Origin of the sequence: Methanococcus maripaludis (assembly GCF_002945325.1) — an archaeon.
GTDB lineage: Archaea > AGJL01 > Methanococci > Methanococcales > Methanococcaceae > Methanococcus > Methanococcus maripaludis.
Window position 1 is genome coordinate 870,797 of the sequence record NZ_CP026606.1, and the last position, 16,356, is coordinate 887,152.

Annotated in this window: 13 protein-coding genes; 6 read left to right on the forward strand and 7 right to left on the reverse strand. The window is 33.9% G+C overall.

The window, feature by feature from the left end; translation table 11 throughout:
- Nucleotides 1-7 precede the first annotated feature (7 nt).
- The 5 genes from MMJJ_RS04665 to hypF are packed head-to-tail and all read left to right on the forward strand — an operon-like array spanning nt 8 to nt 6,545.
- Nucleotides 8-616, forward strand: coding sequence for a fumarylacetoacetate hydrolase family protein (locus MMJJ_RS04665; RefSeq protein ID WP_104837889.1), 609 nt, complete (start codon nt 8-10; stop codon nt 614-616).
- 27 nt (nt 617-643) lie between these two features.
- Nucleotides 644-1,759: a DUF2117 family protein gene (locus MMJJ_RS04670; protein ID WP_104837890.1), complete on the forward strand. Its 1,116-nt coding sequence runs from the start codon at nt 644-646 to the stop codon at nt 1,757-1,759.
- Nucleotides 1,760-1,777: 18 nt separating this feature from the next.
- On the forward strand, nt 1,778-3,283 hold the full coding sequence (locus MMJJ_RS04675) for a thiamine pyrophosphate-binding protein (RefSeq protein ID WP_104837891.1): 1,506 nt from the start codon (nt 1,778-1,780) through the stop codon (nt 3,281-3,283).
- Nucleotides 3,284-3,312: 29 nt separating this feature from the next.
- Entirely contained in the window at nt 3,313-4,185 is an 873-nt protein-coding gene (locus MMJJ_RS04680) for a topoisomerase DNA-binding C4 zinc finger domain-containing protein (RefSeq protein WP_104837892.1), read from the forward strand.
- Nucleotides 4,186-4,229: 44 nt separating this feature from the next.
- The gene (gene hypF / locus MMJJ_RS04685; protein ID WP_104837893.1) at nt 4,230-6,545 is read left to right on the forward strand and encodes a carbamoyltransferase HypF; all 2,316 of its coding nucleotides are present in this window, start codon (nt 4,230-4,232) and stop codon (nt 6,543-6,545) included.
- 49 nt (nt 6,546-6,594) lie between these two features.
- Here hypF and MMJJ_RS04690 read toward each other — a convergent pair whose 3' ends face one another.
- The 6 genes from MMJJ_RS04690 to MMJJ_RS04715 all read right to left on the reverse strand — a co-directional run bounded on the left by MMJJ_RS04690 (nt 6,595) and on the right by MMJJ_RS04715 (nt 13,827).
- On the reverse strand, nt 6,595-7,722 hold the full coding sequence (locus MMJJ_RS04690; protein WP_013998601.1) for a Coenzyme F420 hydrogenase/dehydrogenase, beta subunit C-terminal domain: 1,128 nt from the start codon (nt 7,720-7,722) through the stop codon (nt 6,595-6,597).
- 23 nt (nt 7,723-7,745) lie between these two features.
- On the reverse strand, nt 7,746-9,776 hold the full coding sequence (fdhF, locus tag MMJJ_RS04695; protein WP_104837894.1) for a formate dehydrogenase subunit alpha: 2,031 nt from the start codon (nt 9,774-9,776) through the stop codon (nt 7,746-7,748).
- 635 nt (nt 9,777-10,411) lie between these two features.
- Nucleotides 10,412-11,419, reverse strand: a complete 1,008-nt coding sequence (locus tag MMJJ_RS04700) for a deoxyhypusine synthase (protein ID WP_104837895.1) — start codon at nt 11,417-11,419, stop codon at nt 10,412-10,414.
- Nucleotides 11,420-11,475: 56 nt separating this feature from the next.
- Nucleotides 11,476-11,979, reverse strand: coding sequence for a 3-isopropylmalate dehydratase small subunit (locus tag MMJJ_RS04705; RefSeq protein ID WP_011170080.1), 504 nt, complete (start codon nt 11,977-11,979; stop codon nt 11,476-11,478).
- Between the two features lie 17 nt (nt 11,980-11,996).
- On the reverse strand, nt 11,997-13,211 hold the full coding sequence (gene thrC / locus MMJJ_RS04710; protein WP_104837896.1) for a threonine synthase: 1,215 nt from the start codon (nt 13,209-13,211) through the stop codon (nt 11,997-11,999).
- 271 nt (nt 13,212-13,482) lie between these two features.
- Nucleotides 13,483-13,827, reverse strand: a complete 345-nt coding sequence (locus MMJJ_RS04715; RefSeq protein WP_104837897.1) for an Sjogren's syndrome/scleroderma autoantigen 1 family protein — start codon at nt 13,825-13,827, stop codon at nt 13,483-13,485.
- A gap of 49 nt (nt 13,828-13,876) precedes the next feature.
- On the opposite strand from MMJJ_RS04715, the gene guaB reads away from it, so the two are divergent.
- The gene (guaB, locus tag MMJJ_RS04720; RefSeq protein ID WP_011170077.1) at nt 13,877-15,379 is read left to right on the forward strand and encodes an IMP dehydrogenase; all 1,503 of its coding nucleotides are present in this window, start codon (nt 13,877-13,879) and stop codon (nt 15,377-15,379) included.
- A gap of 72 nt (nt 15,380-15,451) precedes the next feature.
- On the opposite strand, the gene ilvE is transcribed toward guaB, so the two are convergent.
- Nucleotides 15,452-16,315 carry a branched-chain-amino-acid transaminase gene (ilvE, locus tag MMJJ_RS04725; RefSeq protein ID WP_104837898.1) on the reverse strand — a complete coding sequence of 288 codons (864 nt, stop codon included), beginning with the start codon at nt 16,313-16,315 and terminating at the stop codon, nt 15,452-15,454.
- Between the last annotated feature and the right edge of the window lie 41 nt (nt 16,316-16,356).

Sequence of the window (16,356 nt, forward strand, 5' to 3'; positions counted from 1 at the left end):
TGAAATTTTGGAAATAAACCCTTCAAAAATAGTATGTGCAGGATTAAATTACAAGAATCATGCAGAAGAACTTAAAATGAAGTTGCCAAAAGAGCCAGTTATATTTTTAAAGCCTACTTCTTCAATAATTTATAACGAAGAAGCCGTCAAAATACCAAAAGCATCTGAAAGAGTAGATTACGAAGCTGAACTTGCAATTGTAATTGGAAAAACGTGTAAATCTGTAAAAAAAGAAGATGCTAAAAATTACATAAAAGGATTTACAATATTAAACGATGTTACTGCACGAGACCTTCAGGAAAAAGACGGGCAGTGGACAAGAGCTAAATCTTTTGATACTTTTTGCCCAGTGGGTCCAAAAATAGTGTCTGGAATCGATGCAAATAACTTAAAAATACAGTTGAGAGTTAATGGAAAAATAAAACAGGATTCAAACACCAATAACATGATATTTAGTGTCGAAGAACTTGTTGAATTTGTTTCTTCGATAATGACACTTTACCCTGATGACATTATTTCAACAGGAACTCCTCCGGGGGTTGGAAAACTTGAAAAAGGAGATATTGTCGAAATTGAAATTGAAAACATTGGAATTTTGAAAAATTTCGTTGAATAAATTAATATTTTTTATTTTTGTGATAATTTGAAAATCGGAATTGTTGTACACGGGCCTGAAATCATTGATTCAGGATTTGCAGAAAAAATCTTTGCTATTTTAAAAAATTTAGATGAAAATATCAATTTACAGATAAAATTAGGGGGAACTATCGGGAGAGTTGCAGTAATTGACAGTTCTCTTGAAGATATCATTGACATTTCTGAAAAGTTAGTTCCATCAAAATCGCTTAAAAAACTTGAAAATAATGATATATTAATTCTTTTAAACTACGGAAAATCAAAAATTACTGGCCACACCTTCGGAAAAATTGTTGTTGAAAGATCAGGTGTTGAAAAACCAGTAATTCAGATTGAAAGGCCCGGAGAAACTGACGGAACGATAATTTTGTGGAATACTACAAAAGATAATGAAATTTTAGGAAAAATAGTAACTGAAATCTCAGATAAACTCGATTTGAACGTTGAAGAGTGTATCAGTAAGGGATTAAATTTCTGGGTTGAAGGAACTAAATCATTTAGAAAAATAAATGGGGTGGATATTAACGAGTCCATCATGTTAAACGGTATTATAATTGGACGAAGTAACCAAAACGACGTTACAATAGTTTCTGAAAATGGAAATATTGTTGATATCATTGGCGGAACTGTCAAGTGGCATGGTGTTGAAAAGTTAGGAAATATCGACCTTGAAAAAGTTGTTGTGAAAACTGGACTTTTGAGGCGCCACCCTTCAAAAAACCAAAAAATTGCCAAATATAACTTAAATTCAGATTTAGGAGAAGTTTTATTTGTAAACCATGCTGGAGAAGACGTTTTAGAAACGGTAAGGAACAAAAAAATATGTGCTGTTGTAACGGTTGGTGACGATACAACAACAATCTGCGGAGATATCCTCTCAAGATTCGGGGTTAAAATAATTGGAATTACTGATGGGGATAGAGACGATATCCTGAAAAATCCAAGTATTTTAAGAGGTTCTGTGGTATTCCTGATTAAAAATCAAAAAGATGACGATGTTGGAGAATTACTTGAAAGAGAACTCAGTAATCTGGAAAAATTGGGAAATTTTGAAAAATACGTGGAAACTATAAAACAAATAATGAAGAAAGAATATATTGAATTTGAAGAAATAATCCATTGAGTTTAAAATGGGGATTTTATGAAATATTTGGATTTTATGATAGATTTTTTTGAAAATAAAGGTGTTAAATCTGTTTTCGCATATCCTGGAGAGCAGATTCTTCCAATTTATAGGGCACTTCATGAAAATTCGAAAATAAACTGTATCGATGTAAAGCACGAACAGGCTTCAGCCCATGCAGCTGATGGATACTTTAGAATTACAAATGAAGTTGGGATCTGCCTTGCAACTGCGGGACCCGGTGCTACAAATTTAACTACAGGAATTGCAACTGCTTTTAAAGATTCTTCTTCAATTCTCGCACTTACGGGCAGGTGTTCTACAAATTATATTGAAAAGAATTATTTTCAAGAAATTCCGATGGATTTTTTAAATTTTGAAAAAGGATATTTTGTTGAAAATGCTGAGTCCAAATATTTAATAAATTCATATAATGATTCTTATGAAATTAAAAAGCCAATTTCATTAAATATTCCTGCAGATATCTACAATAAAGAAGTTATTGATTCAAAACTGGATTTAGCAAACAAAAATAATGGATCTGTTGAAACTGCAATTTCAACGATAAAAAAACATAAAAACGCTAAAAATCCAGTTTTACTTATCGGTCAGGGAATATACGGCAATTTAAAGTATTCTGAAATGATTGAAATTGGTGAAATTTTAAAAAAGCTTCAAATTCCAATAATAACTACATATCCTACAAGAGGAGTTATTGATGAGAATTTTGAAAATGCATACGGCATGGTTGGAAGAAGGGGAAGTTTAAAATCGAATGAACTCATTTTAAAAAGCGATGCGGTATTTTCAATAGGTGCGAGTCTTTCGTACAATACACTTCCAGAAAGCATAAGGGATAAAATTTTATATAATGTAATTCCCCTTAATTTAGGTATCAATAGTACCAACGACATTAAGACTATTGTAAATACATTTAATGAAAACGTTTCTTCCGGCCACGTTAAGCCGTCCGGACAAAATTTAAGCCGAAACGAATTTAAATTCGGCGACTATTCTACTAAAATCCATGAAATATTGGAAAACTTACCTAAAGATACAATAATAACTACGGATGCTGGAAATCACACTGTTTTCGTTTCTTTATTAAAAAAATGTGTGGCTCCGCGAAATATCATTTCTTCTCATTCAATGGGCACCATGGGCTTTGGACTTCCCGCTTCAATTGGTGTTAAATTTGGATGCAATGATTACAATATAAACCGAGAAGTCGTTTCCATCAGCGGAGACGGCGGTTTTCAGATGAATATCCAAGAACTTGGGACTGTCGCTGAAAACAACTTAAAAATACTTATTGTAGTGATGAAAAACAATCATTTAAACATGTTTGGCAAAATCAATACGCCCGATTTCAATAAAATTGCGGATGCATACGGAATTGAAAATGTTTACATTCAAAATAGCGATGAAATCGGTGAAAATGTATCTTACTTCTTAAAAAAGAGCATTCCATACGTTATGGTCGTAGAATGCGAAAATGAAATACTTCCAAAACCGTTTATTTAAAATTAACACATAACTTATTCGGTGAAAATATGTCAAACGAATTATTTGAGACCCTTACAAGTAACATTCACTTTAATGTGACAGAAATGGGTAGAAAAACGTGGAATCAGAACTGGATGGTTCCTGAAAATCTTATTACAATTGTAGGACTTAAGAATGGTAAAAAACCTGTATTTTACTACGGGCTTACTGAAAATTACAGAACAAACTTCGTTTTAAAAAAAGGAACTTCAGAAAATGGCAACAAATACATAAATGCCAGAGTTTACTTCAGATTCTGTAAAGATACAATTGTTGAAAAAGAAAAATACGTTGTTGCAAATGGATTTAACGGCCTATTACTTGGAATAAAAATAGGAAAAACTGAATTTATAAACACTTTCAAAAGTATGCTCCTTGAAGAGTACAGAAGAGGAGATACACATACTATCGAAGTTTTAGAAAGAATGAAAGATAGAAATGTCTTTGAATCCGTTGAAGAAAGTGCACAGTACATTGCTGATAGAGATTACAACTGGTTAATCGGCAGATTAAAATACAAAGGTAAATTATTCAATTATTCAGGCCAAGGCTACTGGTTACTTCCTTTGAAAACCCAGATGGAATTAACTAAAGGGTTCATTGAAGAGGAATGTGATTTAACAATTGATCTTGAAAATACGGAAGTTTTCGAAAACTACCTTATCTACGTTGACACAGTAAACAGTGTTGTTAGATACAATGGTGAGAGACTCTGTACTTCAGGATATTCACTTGCTGAAGAGTTAAAAAAACATAGTGATGAGAATACCTGTCCTTGGTGTGGAGAAAAGTTAAGACTTATCAAAACTAAAAAAGGAGAATTTTTAGGATGCTCTTCATACCCTAAATGTCTTTACAGACGATTCTTAAATAAAAAATAAAATATTTCTTTTTTTTAATTATCAATTTTTTTGGTGAAGTTTCAATGACTGCAAAACGAATAGATGTCAAAGGCATCGTTCAGGGCGTTGGTTTTAGACCATTTGTATACCGAATTGCTAAAAAAAATGACCTGAACGGCTACGTCAAAAATATGGGAAATTACGTTGAAATAGTTGTTTCTGGGAAATTAAATAATATTGACGCTTTTTTATCAGATTTGAAACTCGAAAAACCGCCACTATCAAAAATCGATAACATTTCAATTGAAGATATAGATGAAAATGAAAATTTAAACGAAATTTACAACGATTTTACAATAAAATTAAGTGATACTTCCGAAATCGAGGAAGAAGGAACGATTCCTCCAGATATATCGATATGTGATGAATGTTTAAAAGAAATAATGGATAAAAAGGACAGACGATCAAATTACGCATTCACTGCATGTACAAACTGCGGCCCAAGGTTTACGGTCATTGAAAAATTGCCGTATGATAGAGAAAACACGTCGATGAATGATTTTCCATTGTGCAAAAGCTGTATTGAAGAATATAAAAATCCAGAAGATAGAAGATTCCACGCTCAAGCTACCTGCTGTGATATTTGCGGTCCTGAACTTTTTATAACTGACACTTCTGGAAAAATAATAAGTAATGACATATGCGATGCAGTTAAATTCCTTGAAAATGGAAAAATTCTAGCAATTAAAGGAATTGGTGGAACTCACCTTGTTTGTTCAATTAATTCTGATAAATCAGTTTTAGAACTTCGAAAAAGACTTAATAGGCCAACTCAAGCTTTTGCAGTTATGAGTCGGGAGGAATATCTTGATTTATTTTCAAAAATCGATAAAAACGAATTAAATACAATTAAATCTGCAAAAAAACCAATTGTTGCCTTGAAAAAAAATGAATCTTATGAAAAATATTTTTCAAAACACGTTTCAAACCTGAACACGATTGGAGTAATGCTTCCTTATTCGGGCCTACACTACCTTCTTTTTGAAAATACTGATCAAATTGCATATATAATGACCTCTGCAAACTTGCCTGGGCTTCCAATGTCAATAGACAACGATCAGATTTTGGAAAAATTGGAAAATATTGCAGATTATTTTTTACTACACAACCGAAAGATTGTAAATAGGTGTGACGACAGCGTTTTAAAAGAAATAAATGGAAAAATGGAACTTTTAAGGCGTTCTAGAGGTTTTGCTCCAGAACCTGTTGAAGTAAATTATGAAAAAATTAAAAAAAGTTCAAAAAACATTCTTGCACTTGGCCCTGAATTAAACTCTGTTGCGTGTTTAGTTAAAAATAACAAGTTTTATTTAACACAATATATTGGAAACACGGGAAAATACGAGACTTTTAATTATTTAAAAGACGCTGTAGAAAATTTGATAAAAATCACCAATACAAACAAAATTGATGCAGTAGTTTGTGATTTGCATCCTTCGTTTAATTCAACACTTTTTGCAAATGAACTTGGAGAAAAGTACCAAATTCCTGTAACTCAGGTGCAACACCATGAAAGCCACTGCTATTCATTGATGGGTGATTCGGATATTTTTGAAAATAACGTCACAATTGCAATCGACGGCCTTGGATACGGAAATGACGGAAATATCTGGGGTGGAGAAGTATTTTTATTTAAAAATGGAAAAATTGAAAGAGCCGGACACCTTGAAGAACAAATTCAGCCAGGAGCAGACCTTGCATCAAAATACCCCTTAAGAATGCTTGCGTCGATACTAAATAAAGCTAATTTAAATGTTTCTGAAATTATTAAGAAATATAATTACTTTTCAGAGAAAGAACTGAAATTAATATTGTTCCAGCTTGAAAAAAATATCAATGTTTCAAAAACTACATCAACTGGAAGAGTGTTAGACTCCATTTCTGCACTGGTTTCACTTTGTTTTGAAAGAACATACGATGGTGAACCATCGATAAGGCTTGAAGCGCTTGCAAATGAATACACTGGAGAAATATCAGAAATTGAAAAATTGGTGGAAGAGTCCATTAAAATTGAAAATAACATACTAGATACCACTTCATTGGTTGTTAAATCCTTAAAAATGCTAAATAACAATGAAAAAATTGAAAAAATAGCATATTTCATCCATGTTGCAATTGCAGACGGGTTATCAAAAATTGCAATTGAAACTGCGAAAAAACAAAGTATTGAATATATCGGAATTACTGGTGGAGTTTCATATAACAAAATAATTTCTGAAAGAATCGTTGAAAACATTAAAAAAGAATCTTTAAAACCATTAATTCACGAAAGAATTCCAAATGGGGACGGCGGAATTTCATTTGGTCAAGCTATTGGCTATCTTTTAAATTCTAATTAAGTTATTTTAAAAAAAGAAAAAAGAAATTAGGCATTACCTGTAACTATTATTATTTATATAAAAACGGCATACTGTCGTCAATTCCTGGCACAAATCCAGTAGTTTCCCTGATTTTCAGTTGCGCTCTGTGATATATTTTTGCTAGTGGAATTTCTACAGGACATACGTCTTCGCACTGTCCACAGTTTATACAGCTGAAACTCATGTGTGAAAGCCTGATTCCCTGGAACATTATTGGATCAGGAGGTATTGTTCCTTTATCAAGATAGTCTTCACCTAAAGCACATTCTTTACAGAAACATATTGGACATACATCCCTACAACCGTAGCATTTTATGCATCTGCTCCAGTATTCATCCCATTTTTCAGGTGAAGGATATTTTTCGTCCAATTGTTCTTTTTGGAATTTTTTACCGAGATTAATCATTGATTTCTCGATTTTTCCCCTGATTTCAAGCGCTTTTTCAGAAGGTGCTTTAACATTTATGTAGCCTTCTTTTTGTGCGTTTTTAAGTAATTCTTCTCCTTTTTCGGAACCAACTTCTACAAAAGTCCATCCTTTTTCAGTACCCCAATTTCCGCAGGCAAGATCTGAATTTCTTGGAACTTTTAATTCGCATCTTTGACAGTTTGTTCTTCTTCCGTATCCTTCTTCTTCGAGTTCATCGATTTTGACGGATTTTTCACTTCCATCTTTTAATTCAATTATGAATTTTCCTTTATCGATTTCTTCTTTGATTACATCTTCTGGATCTACATCGTAAAAGAGTTCAATCATCTTTTTTGCTGTTTGTGGGGGAACTGTTCCACCACAATTCAATCCAATTGTATATAATTTATCTTTATCAATTTGATGTCTTTTTTCAAGCTCTACTATCGCCATTGCATCACATGGCTTTACAGATACTGCAAGATTCATGTCTTTCAAGTGCTTGCTTATCATGTTTCCAAACATTGTTGGAGCGCAGTGAAGTGAACCGCAAGTTTCTACCAGTTCTTTTGAGTCGTTAACCAAATAAGGAAGTCCGTCATAAACGTCTTCTCCTTTTTTAAGTGCTAAAACTCCATCAACCAGTTTTTTATCAAGAAGGTACTTGAAAAATGCAGTAACTGCCCCACCACATTCCGCATGCTTTAAAATATCTTCGTCCGTTGACTGAACTAAATAATAGCTCATTTAAATCACCTCAAAAATAATTATTAAATTTTTTCAACTTTAACGGCACATATTTTTAGTTCTGCGGTTTTTGATACTGGGTCATACGCGGAATTTGTTAGTTTGTTTGTTGCTTCCTCTAAAAAGTGGAATGACATGTAAACTACTCCTTTTATGACGTTTTCAGTTACTCGGGCATTTGCATTTACAGTTCCCCTTCTTGAGGAAACTCTAACTTTTTCTCCAGGCTTTATTCCCAATTCTTTGGCATCTTCAGTATTTATTTCAATGAAGTTTTCATCAATCTCATTTGTAATACTCTCACACCTTCTGGTCATTGTTCCAGAGTTGTAGTGAAAGATTATTCTTCCAGTAGTAAGTATGAGTGGGTATTCTTCATCAATAAGCTCATCAGCATCTTTATGTTCAACTGGAGTAAATTTACCGAGTCCGTTTGGCCTTAAGAATTTTTCTTTGTGGAGTATTGGAGTTCCAGGGTCTTCTGGAGTTTTACATGGCCACTGAAGTCCATCAATGCCGAGTCTTTCAAAAGACATTCCTGCATATTGTGGAATAACTTTTGCCATTTCATCGAATATTTCTGATGCACTTTCGAACTTGAGTTTTTCGCCAGCACCCATTTTTTCAGCAAGTTTTCGAACAATAAGCCAGTCTGGAAGTGCTTCCCCAGGTGCGTCAACTGCTTTTCTGATTCTTTGTACTCTTCTTTCAGAATTTGTGAATGTTCCGTCTTTTTCAGCCCAGCAAGCTGCAGGAAGTACAACATCTGCAAGTTTTGCAGTTTCAGTTAAGAAGATATCTTGAACTACAAAGAGATCTAAACTTTTCAAAGCTTTTTCAACGTGGTTTATATCTGCATCAGCAACCATTGGGTCTTCCCCAACAATGTGGAGATATTTTATCTGTTTTCCAGCTTCATGTAAAACTTCGGGACTTGTTAATCCAATTTCTCTGTTTAAATCTGCTGTTTCCCATAAGTCTTCGAGTCTTTCATAAGCTTCTCCAACTTTCTGGTATCCTGGGAATACGTTTGGAAGTGCACCCATGTCACATGCACCTTGAACGTTATTCTGACCTCTTAATGGGTTTACACCAGTTCCGGGCCTTCCAAGGTTTCCTGTAACCATTGCAAGGTTACAGCATGATTTAACGTTATCCACACCAAATGTATATTCAGTAACACCTAAACAATACATTATAGACGCGTTTTCTGCACTTCCGTACATTCTTGCTGCTTCGAGAATTGTTTCTGCAGGTATTCCTGAAAGTTCTGCTGTTTTTTCGAGAGTATACTTTGAAACTACATCTTTTAGTTCATCGTAACCTTCGGTTCTGTTTTTAATAAATTCTTCATCAGCCATTCCTTCTTGGATGATGATATTCGTAATAGTATTTATCAAATCGATATTTGATCCAGGAATAAGCTTTAAATGTAAATCTGCCATTTTTGCAGTGTGTGTTGTTCTTGGATCGATTGCAATTATTTTAGTACCATTTTCTTTGGCATTTACAATACTTCTTGCTATTAAAGGGTGAGCTTCAAAAGTATTGGAACCGTAGATAAGCAATACATCTGCTTGTGCTAAATCAGTGATTGAATTGGTCATTGCACCTGAACCAAAACATTCTCCGAGACCTACAACTGTTGGAGCGTGTCATATCCTCGCACAGTGATCTACGTTGTTCGTTTTGAGTACAGTTCTTGCAAATTTCTGCAAAGCATAGCTCTCTTCATTTGTGCCTCTCGCACATGAAAAGAATGCTACTTCATCAGGAGAATATTGTTTTAATTTTCCTGCGATAAGATCTAATGCTTCATCCCATGTAGCTTCAATAAACTCCCCGTTCTTTTTTATGAGGGGTTTTGTCAGCCTGTCTTCGCTATGAACAAACTCATAGCAGTAATTACCTTTTATACAGACTTTACCCTCGTTTACAGGGTGTCTTTTGAAAGGGTGGGAATCTACTACTTTACCGTCCTTAACTACGAGGTCAATACCGCAACCCGTTCCACAGTAGGGGCATATGGTATGAACAACCTTAAATTCGGTCATTATTCCACCTTTTAATTTTATACTTATTTTTAACCTGAAATGGGAAATACGGGCCAAATTAAAAATTTAAAAGCCGTTAAGTCACAAATTCAAAGTTAAAAATGAGTTTGAATATATTTTTTGAGAAAATGAAGATCTAGTCTCAAAAATTTGAATGTTCCATTGTGAATATTGTGGTCTTGTGGGGCCACACCCACACATATATAGTTACTACATATAATTACTTATCGATTTTATGTAATTAAAAATTATTAATATATATTTATTACTCGTTAAAAAGTTTCTTAAATTATCAATCTTGTACTTAAAACCCCTAAAAACGAAAAATATTCTTTAAAACCTGTTAAATAATACTCATATCGATAAATATTAATTTTTGATATTCTGTAAAATAGTCCTTTATATACGGGTTACCTCAGTTGATATAGTAATTTATATATATTACGAGAGTTACATAGTGTAATGTGCGATAGTTGCACATCTTAGAAAGTGACATTCATATTCCACTTTTAAAGATCACCCAAAATATTTGTCCCAACAATAGAGAGATATCAAGAAATATCTTTTCTTTATATCCTTTAAAAGAGCTTTTTTCAAAAAATTTTAAAAAATTTAAAAATAGTATTTTATGATTGTTATTTAAATACCCCATAAACGAGCATAGGAAATACGATCGTTGCGTCAGCCCAGATCTCGACGAAATCTGCTTTTTCTTGAATTTTACCCCATGAAACACCTTCTTCTGGAGGGGCACCGCTTAATGACCCATCCCATGGAACTGCTGTTGTAATGTATATCGCATAATCTGTTCCTTCCCTGAAGAGATTTGCATTTATTATGCTGTGTTTTGGAAGAGATCCACCCAAAACAATGCATGCTGTTTTATTTGCATCAATTGCCATGTCATTTAGTTTTACAATATCGCTTGCAACATCTATTTTTAAATCGGTTCCTTTTTCATTCTTTTTAAAGAAGTAGAGCATATCTCCAATTGAACCATCAGTAATTGCGGGGCAGAATATGGGTATTTTATTTACATAAGCCCAGTAAATAATGGATTTTTCTTTTTCTGCACCTAAATTTTCATCCATAAATCTTCCAAGTTCAAAACAAAACTCGCTTGCACTTATTATTTTATTTTCATCCTGCTGTTTTTTCAAAAGCGTTTCAAAAAATTTAGTCATGTAAGTCTCAAATTCGATGTACCTGTCATTTGGAACATATACATTTCCAATCCTGTTTATTCCTTTTTCTCGAAGATCTGATCCTGCCATGTCCCATTCTCCAAGAACAAACGGTTTTATACATTTTATAAAATCTTCTTCGATTCCGCCTGCAGTAGTAACCAGTACATCGACTTTTTTGTGTTTTACAAGGTAGGATATAATTTCCCTAAGACCTGATGAAACCATGTTTGAAGTATAGCCCATGAAAACAACTACTTCTTCGTTTTTTCTAACTTCTTCGATTTGTTTCCAAATTTTAACGGCTTTTCCAAGGTGTGTTGCCTGAAAACCTATTTTTTCATAATAATCTGTTAAAACGTCTTTTAAATCGATAGTTTCATCAAAATCAGGCCCCTCGATAAAAACACCGTTTAAATCCTCACTTTCCTTAAAAACTACATTTTTTGGATCTGACATAAAAATCACCGAAAAATAATGTAAAAAATAATAAAATAAAAACTAAATAAAAAAATTTAAGCTTTTGAAATCTTTTTCTTCAAATGTGGCATTAATCCGCCATTGTTTAAGATTTCCATCATGAAGTCTGGAAGATTTTGGCCAGTTAGTTCGACGCCAGTTGTAACATTTTTAACTGTACCTTTATCAAGGTCAACTCTCAAAACGTCGCCTTCTTTTACGTGTTTTGAAATGTCTTTACATTCTAACAATGGAAATCCGATATTGATGGAATTTCTATAAAAAATTCTTGCAAAACTCTCTGCAATAACCATTGAAATACCTAAACCTTTCAAACCAATTGGAGCGTGTTCTCTTGAACTTCCGCAACCGAAATTCTTACCGCCAACGATAATGTCGCCAACAGTAGCTTTTTCAGGGAATTCTGGGTCGGTTCCAGTCATTGCATATTTTGCAAGCTGTTCTTCGGTAGTGTATACAAGGTATCTTGCAGGTAATATTGCATCAGTATCGATGTTATCTCCAAAAACCCATGCTTTGCCTTCGACAGTCTTTTTCATAATTCCACCAGATTTAATTATTCGTCTATTGCTTTTCTGAGTACGTCCATGTCGCATTCAATTTCAGTAGGCATTGTACTTGCTTTGATTGCAGCGTCTGGATCTTTTAATCCATTACCTGTTGTGATACATACGATTTTTTGATTTTTGTCAATTAATCCCATGTTTATTAATTTAATAAGACCTGCAATTGATGAAGCTGAAGCAGGTTCTACGAAAATTCCTTCTGTTTGTGCGAGAAGTTTTTGAGCTTCGATAATTTCTTCATCGTTTACGCTTTCTGCAAGTCCGCCTGAAGATTTGATTGCATCAAGTGCTTTTGCAGCGTTTACAGGGTTTCCAATTCTGATTGCAGTTGCGATTGTTTCAGGATTTTCGTCAGGAACTATTTCGTCGAGTCCTTCTTTTATCGCTTTTACAATTGGCTGTGCACCTTCTGCTTGGATTCCAGTCATTTTTGGTAATCTGTCAATCATTTCTGTTTCTTTAAATTCTTTAAATCCTTTCCAGATTGCGCTGATGTTTCCAGCGTTTCCAACCGGTAAAATAACCATGTCTGGAACTTCAAAGTCTAACTGGTCGCAGATTTCAAAACCAATTGTTTTCTGACCTTCAAGTCTGAATGGGTTTACAGAGTTTAATAAATAGAGTTTGTTTTCTAATGCAAGGTTCTTAACCATTACAAGAGCTTCATCAAAGTTTCCGTTGATCTGGATAACTTTTGCACCGTAAAACATTGCCTGAGCAAGTTTTCCAAGAGCTACTTTTCCTCCAGGAAGAAGAACAATACATTTTTTACCTGCTCTTGCAGAGTATGCTGCAAGTGATGCAGATGTGTTTCCGGTTGAAGCACAGCCTACTACTTCAACACCAAGTTCGTTTGCTCTTGTAACCCCTACAGTCATTCCTCTATCTTTGAAACTTCCTGTTGGGTTTGCACCTTCGTTTTTAACATATAACTCTTTCATTCCTAATTTTTTTGCGAGATTTTCACATTTGTAAAGTGGAGTTCCCCCTTCGTGAAGGCTCACAATTTTTGCAGGATCTTTAACAGGCAGATAGTCTAAATATCTCCATACGCCAAGTTCTCTTTCCCTTAAGGATTCTTTTGAAACTTTTTCTTTTATACTTTCAAAATCGTATTTAATTTCGAGTAATCCGCCACATTCGCAGTTGTAAATTATGGCATCAACATCGTATTCTTTTCCGCATACTCTGCATTTTTGAATCATATTCTCACTTGTTATCTTGATTGAATACCACTATCAAATTATAAAATATAAATGTATCATTAATCAGGGAACTTTGAAATTAATAAAGCGAAACTTCAAACTTTTGGTTTAGAAAATCTAATAACATAAATCATAAATACTAATACCAATATATGGAAATTGGGGAATCTAATTATTAGCTATATGCCACCAATTGATACCAAACCATTGTAAATATTGTGCATCTTGGATAAGACCTATTTTTTTGGGAAAGCGTTTTTTCTTTCCAAATTTACAGATATTTTTTTATTTTTATAAGTGTTTTAATTGATGAAGTTATTTCGTGAATTCTGCCAATTTCTTCTTCAGAATCCAATTTAGAAAATAAATATTCGATTTTTCTATTTATTGTCCTTAATTTATCATCATTTTTTGAGATATTGTTTTCATTTATTTTTTTTAATTGTTTTTCTGATTCTTTTGAATCGCCTTTTAATTCAATTTCAGAAGTACTGCAGTTTGGGCAGTATTCCAAACCGTCTTTTTCGAACATTGGAAACCCGCAAGAACTGCAGTGTTTTCCAAGCATTTTTGCCCCCTTGGCAAGCTCTTTTGAAGCCATACTGATTTCATCCACGTTACCACCAGATTTATATATTAATTAAAATAATATACAAAAAAAGGTAATGGTGGTTATTTTGTTTTTAGATAAAATAGTTAGTGCTCAAAGAGCCTACACTTTTGACGATGTATTATTAGTTCCAAACAAATCCTTTGTTGATCCAAAAACTACGGATGTTTCGGTCGATATTGCAGGTTTAAAGCTTAATATCCCGATTATATCTGCGGCAATGGACACAGTTTCTGAAAAAGATTTAGCAATTGCTCTTGCAAGAAGAGGGGGAATTGCAGTAATCCACAGAAACATGACTGTTGAAGAACAGTTGAAACACGTTAAGGCTGTTAAAATGGCAGAAAATCTAGTAATTAGAGATGTCGTAACAGTTGAACCTTCCAGCAGTGTTTTAGATGCTGAAAGGATAATGTACGAATACAACGTGAGCGGTCTTCCAGTAGTTTCTGAAAACAAGACTCTTGTCGGGATTCTCACCACAAGAGACTTAAAATTCGTTCCAGATAAAAACGTGGCTGTAGAAACAGTTATGACCAAAGAAGTACTTCACGTACATGAAGATACACCATATGAAGAAATTTTAAACAGACTTTACGAAAACAAAATCGAAAGACTTCCTATTTTGGATAAAAACACGAAAGAACTTCTCGGAATGGTTACATTAAGAGATATCTTAAAAAGAAAAAAATACCCTGACGCAGCAAGAGATAGTGATGGAAAACTCGTTGTTGCAGCAGCTTGCGGTCCAAGCGACTTTGAAAGAGCTGAAGCATTAGTTTTAGCGGGTGTTGATGCAGTTGCAATTGATTGTGCACACGCGCACAACATGCAGGTTGTAGAAAACGTCAAAAAATTAAAAGAAATATTAAAAGGAACCAAAACAAAATTATTCGTTGGAAACATTGCAACAGGCGAAGCTGCAGAAGATTTAATTAAAGCGGGTGCAGATGCACTTAAAGTTGGAATTGGACCTGGTTCCATATGTACAACAAGAGTTGTTGCAGGAGTTGGAGTTCCCCAGTTAACTGCAGTTGCTGAAGTTGCTGAAGTTGCTAAAAAGTACGGTGTTCCAGTAATCGCAGACGGCGGTATAAAATACAGCGGTGACATTGCAAAAGCAATTGCAGCTGGTGCAAATGCTGTAATGGTTGGAAGTCTTTTAGCAGGTACAGAAGAAGCTCCAGGATCATTAATGACCATTAACGGAAGAAAATACAAACAATATAGAGGAATGGGTTCCCTTGGTGCAATGTGTGGAAGTTCCGGAAACGTTGCAGACAGATACTTCCAGAGTGGACACATGAAACACTCAAAACTCGTTCCTGAAGGAATCGAAGGTGCTGTTCCATATAAGGGGCCTACAAGCGATATTGTATACCAGTTAATTGGTGGTTTAAGATCATCCATGGGATACTGTGGTGCACAGAACCTTTCTGAAATGCATGAAAAGGCAAGATTTGTAATTATTACCCAAAGTGGACAGAAAGAAAGCCACCCTCACGATGTTTTAATCACGAACGAAGCTCCAAACTACCCAATAAACGCTGAAAGATAATTCTCTTTTTTATTTTTTATTTCTTTGAAAAAAGTTTAGAAATAGTTTTTAAAATAATTTAAAAAAATAATATTATTCTATATATTTTTTACCGGTTTTTGACCTTATTTCTTTGAATCTATCACTTAACTCTTTTGTAACAGGGCCTAATTTTCCGTTGTTAATTATTCTTCCATCGATTTCAACAACATGGATTAATTCTGCTGCAGTTCCTGTGATAAATATCTCATCTGCAACAAATAAATCGTGTAACGTCATTTTTTCTTCTATAATTGTATAACCTGCTTCTTTTGCAAGATCTACAACAGTGTCTCTTGTAATTCCTTTTAAAACACTTGATGAAAGAGGAGGTGTTTTTATTTTACCATTTTTAATAACAAATACATTGTCACCAGTTCCTTCTGCGACGTATCCTTCACTGTCGAGTAAAAAAGCTTCGTCTACACCTGCGTAATTGGCCTGAATTTTTGCTAAAATACTGTTTAAATAATTTAAAGATTTTACAGCAGGATTTAAAACATCTACAGGTAGTCTTCTTATTGATGAGGTTATAACCTTTATTCCATCTTCTCCAAGAAGTGGTTTCATATTCTCTGCAATACAGAAAATCGTTGCTTTTGGACATTTTCTTGGATCAAGTCCTAAATCCCCAACTCCCCTTGTAACTACAAGTCTTATGTATGCGTCTTTTAAGTTGTTTGATTTTAAAGTTTCGATAACAATTTCTTCCATTTCTACTTTTGAAGCAGGGATTTTCATAGCGATAGAATCTGCTGAATCATATAAACGTTCAATATGTTCTTCTAATTTAAATACTACTCCATCATATGCCCTAATTCCTTCAAAAACCCCGTCACCATAAAGCAAACCGTGGTCATATACGGATACTTTCGCATTTTCTTTTTCTACGAAATTTCCATCGAGATAAATTTTCATGACTAAACCACCATCAAAAATACTTTTAATGCATTTAAGAG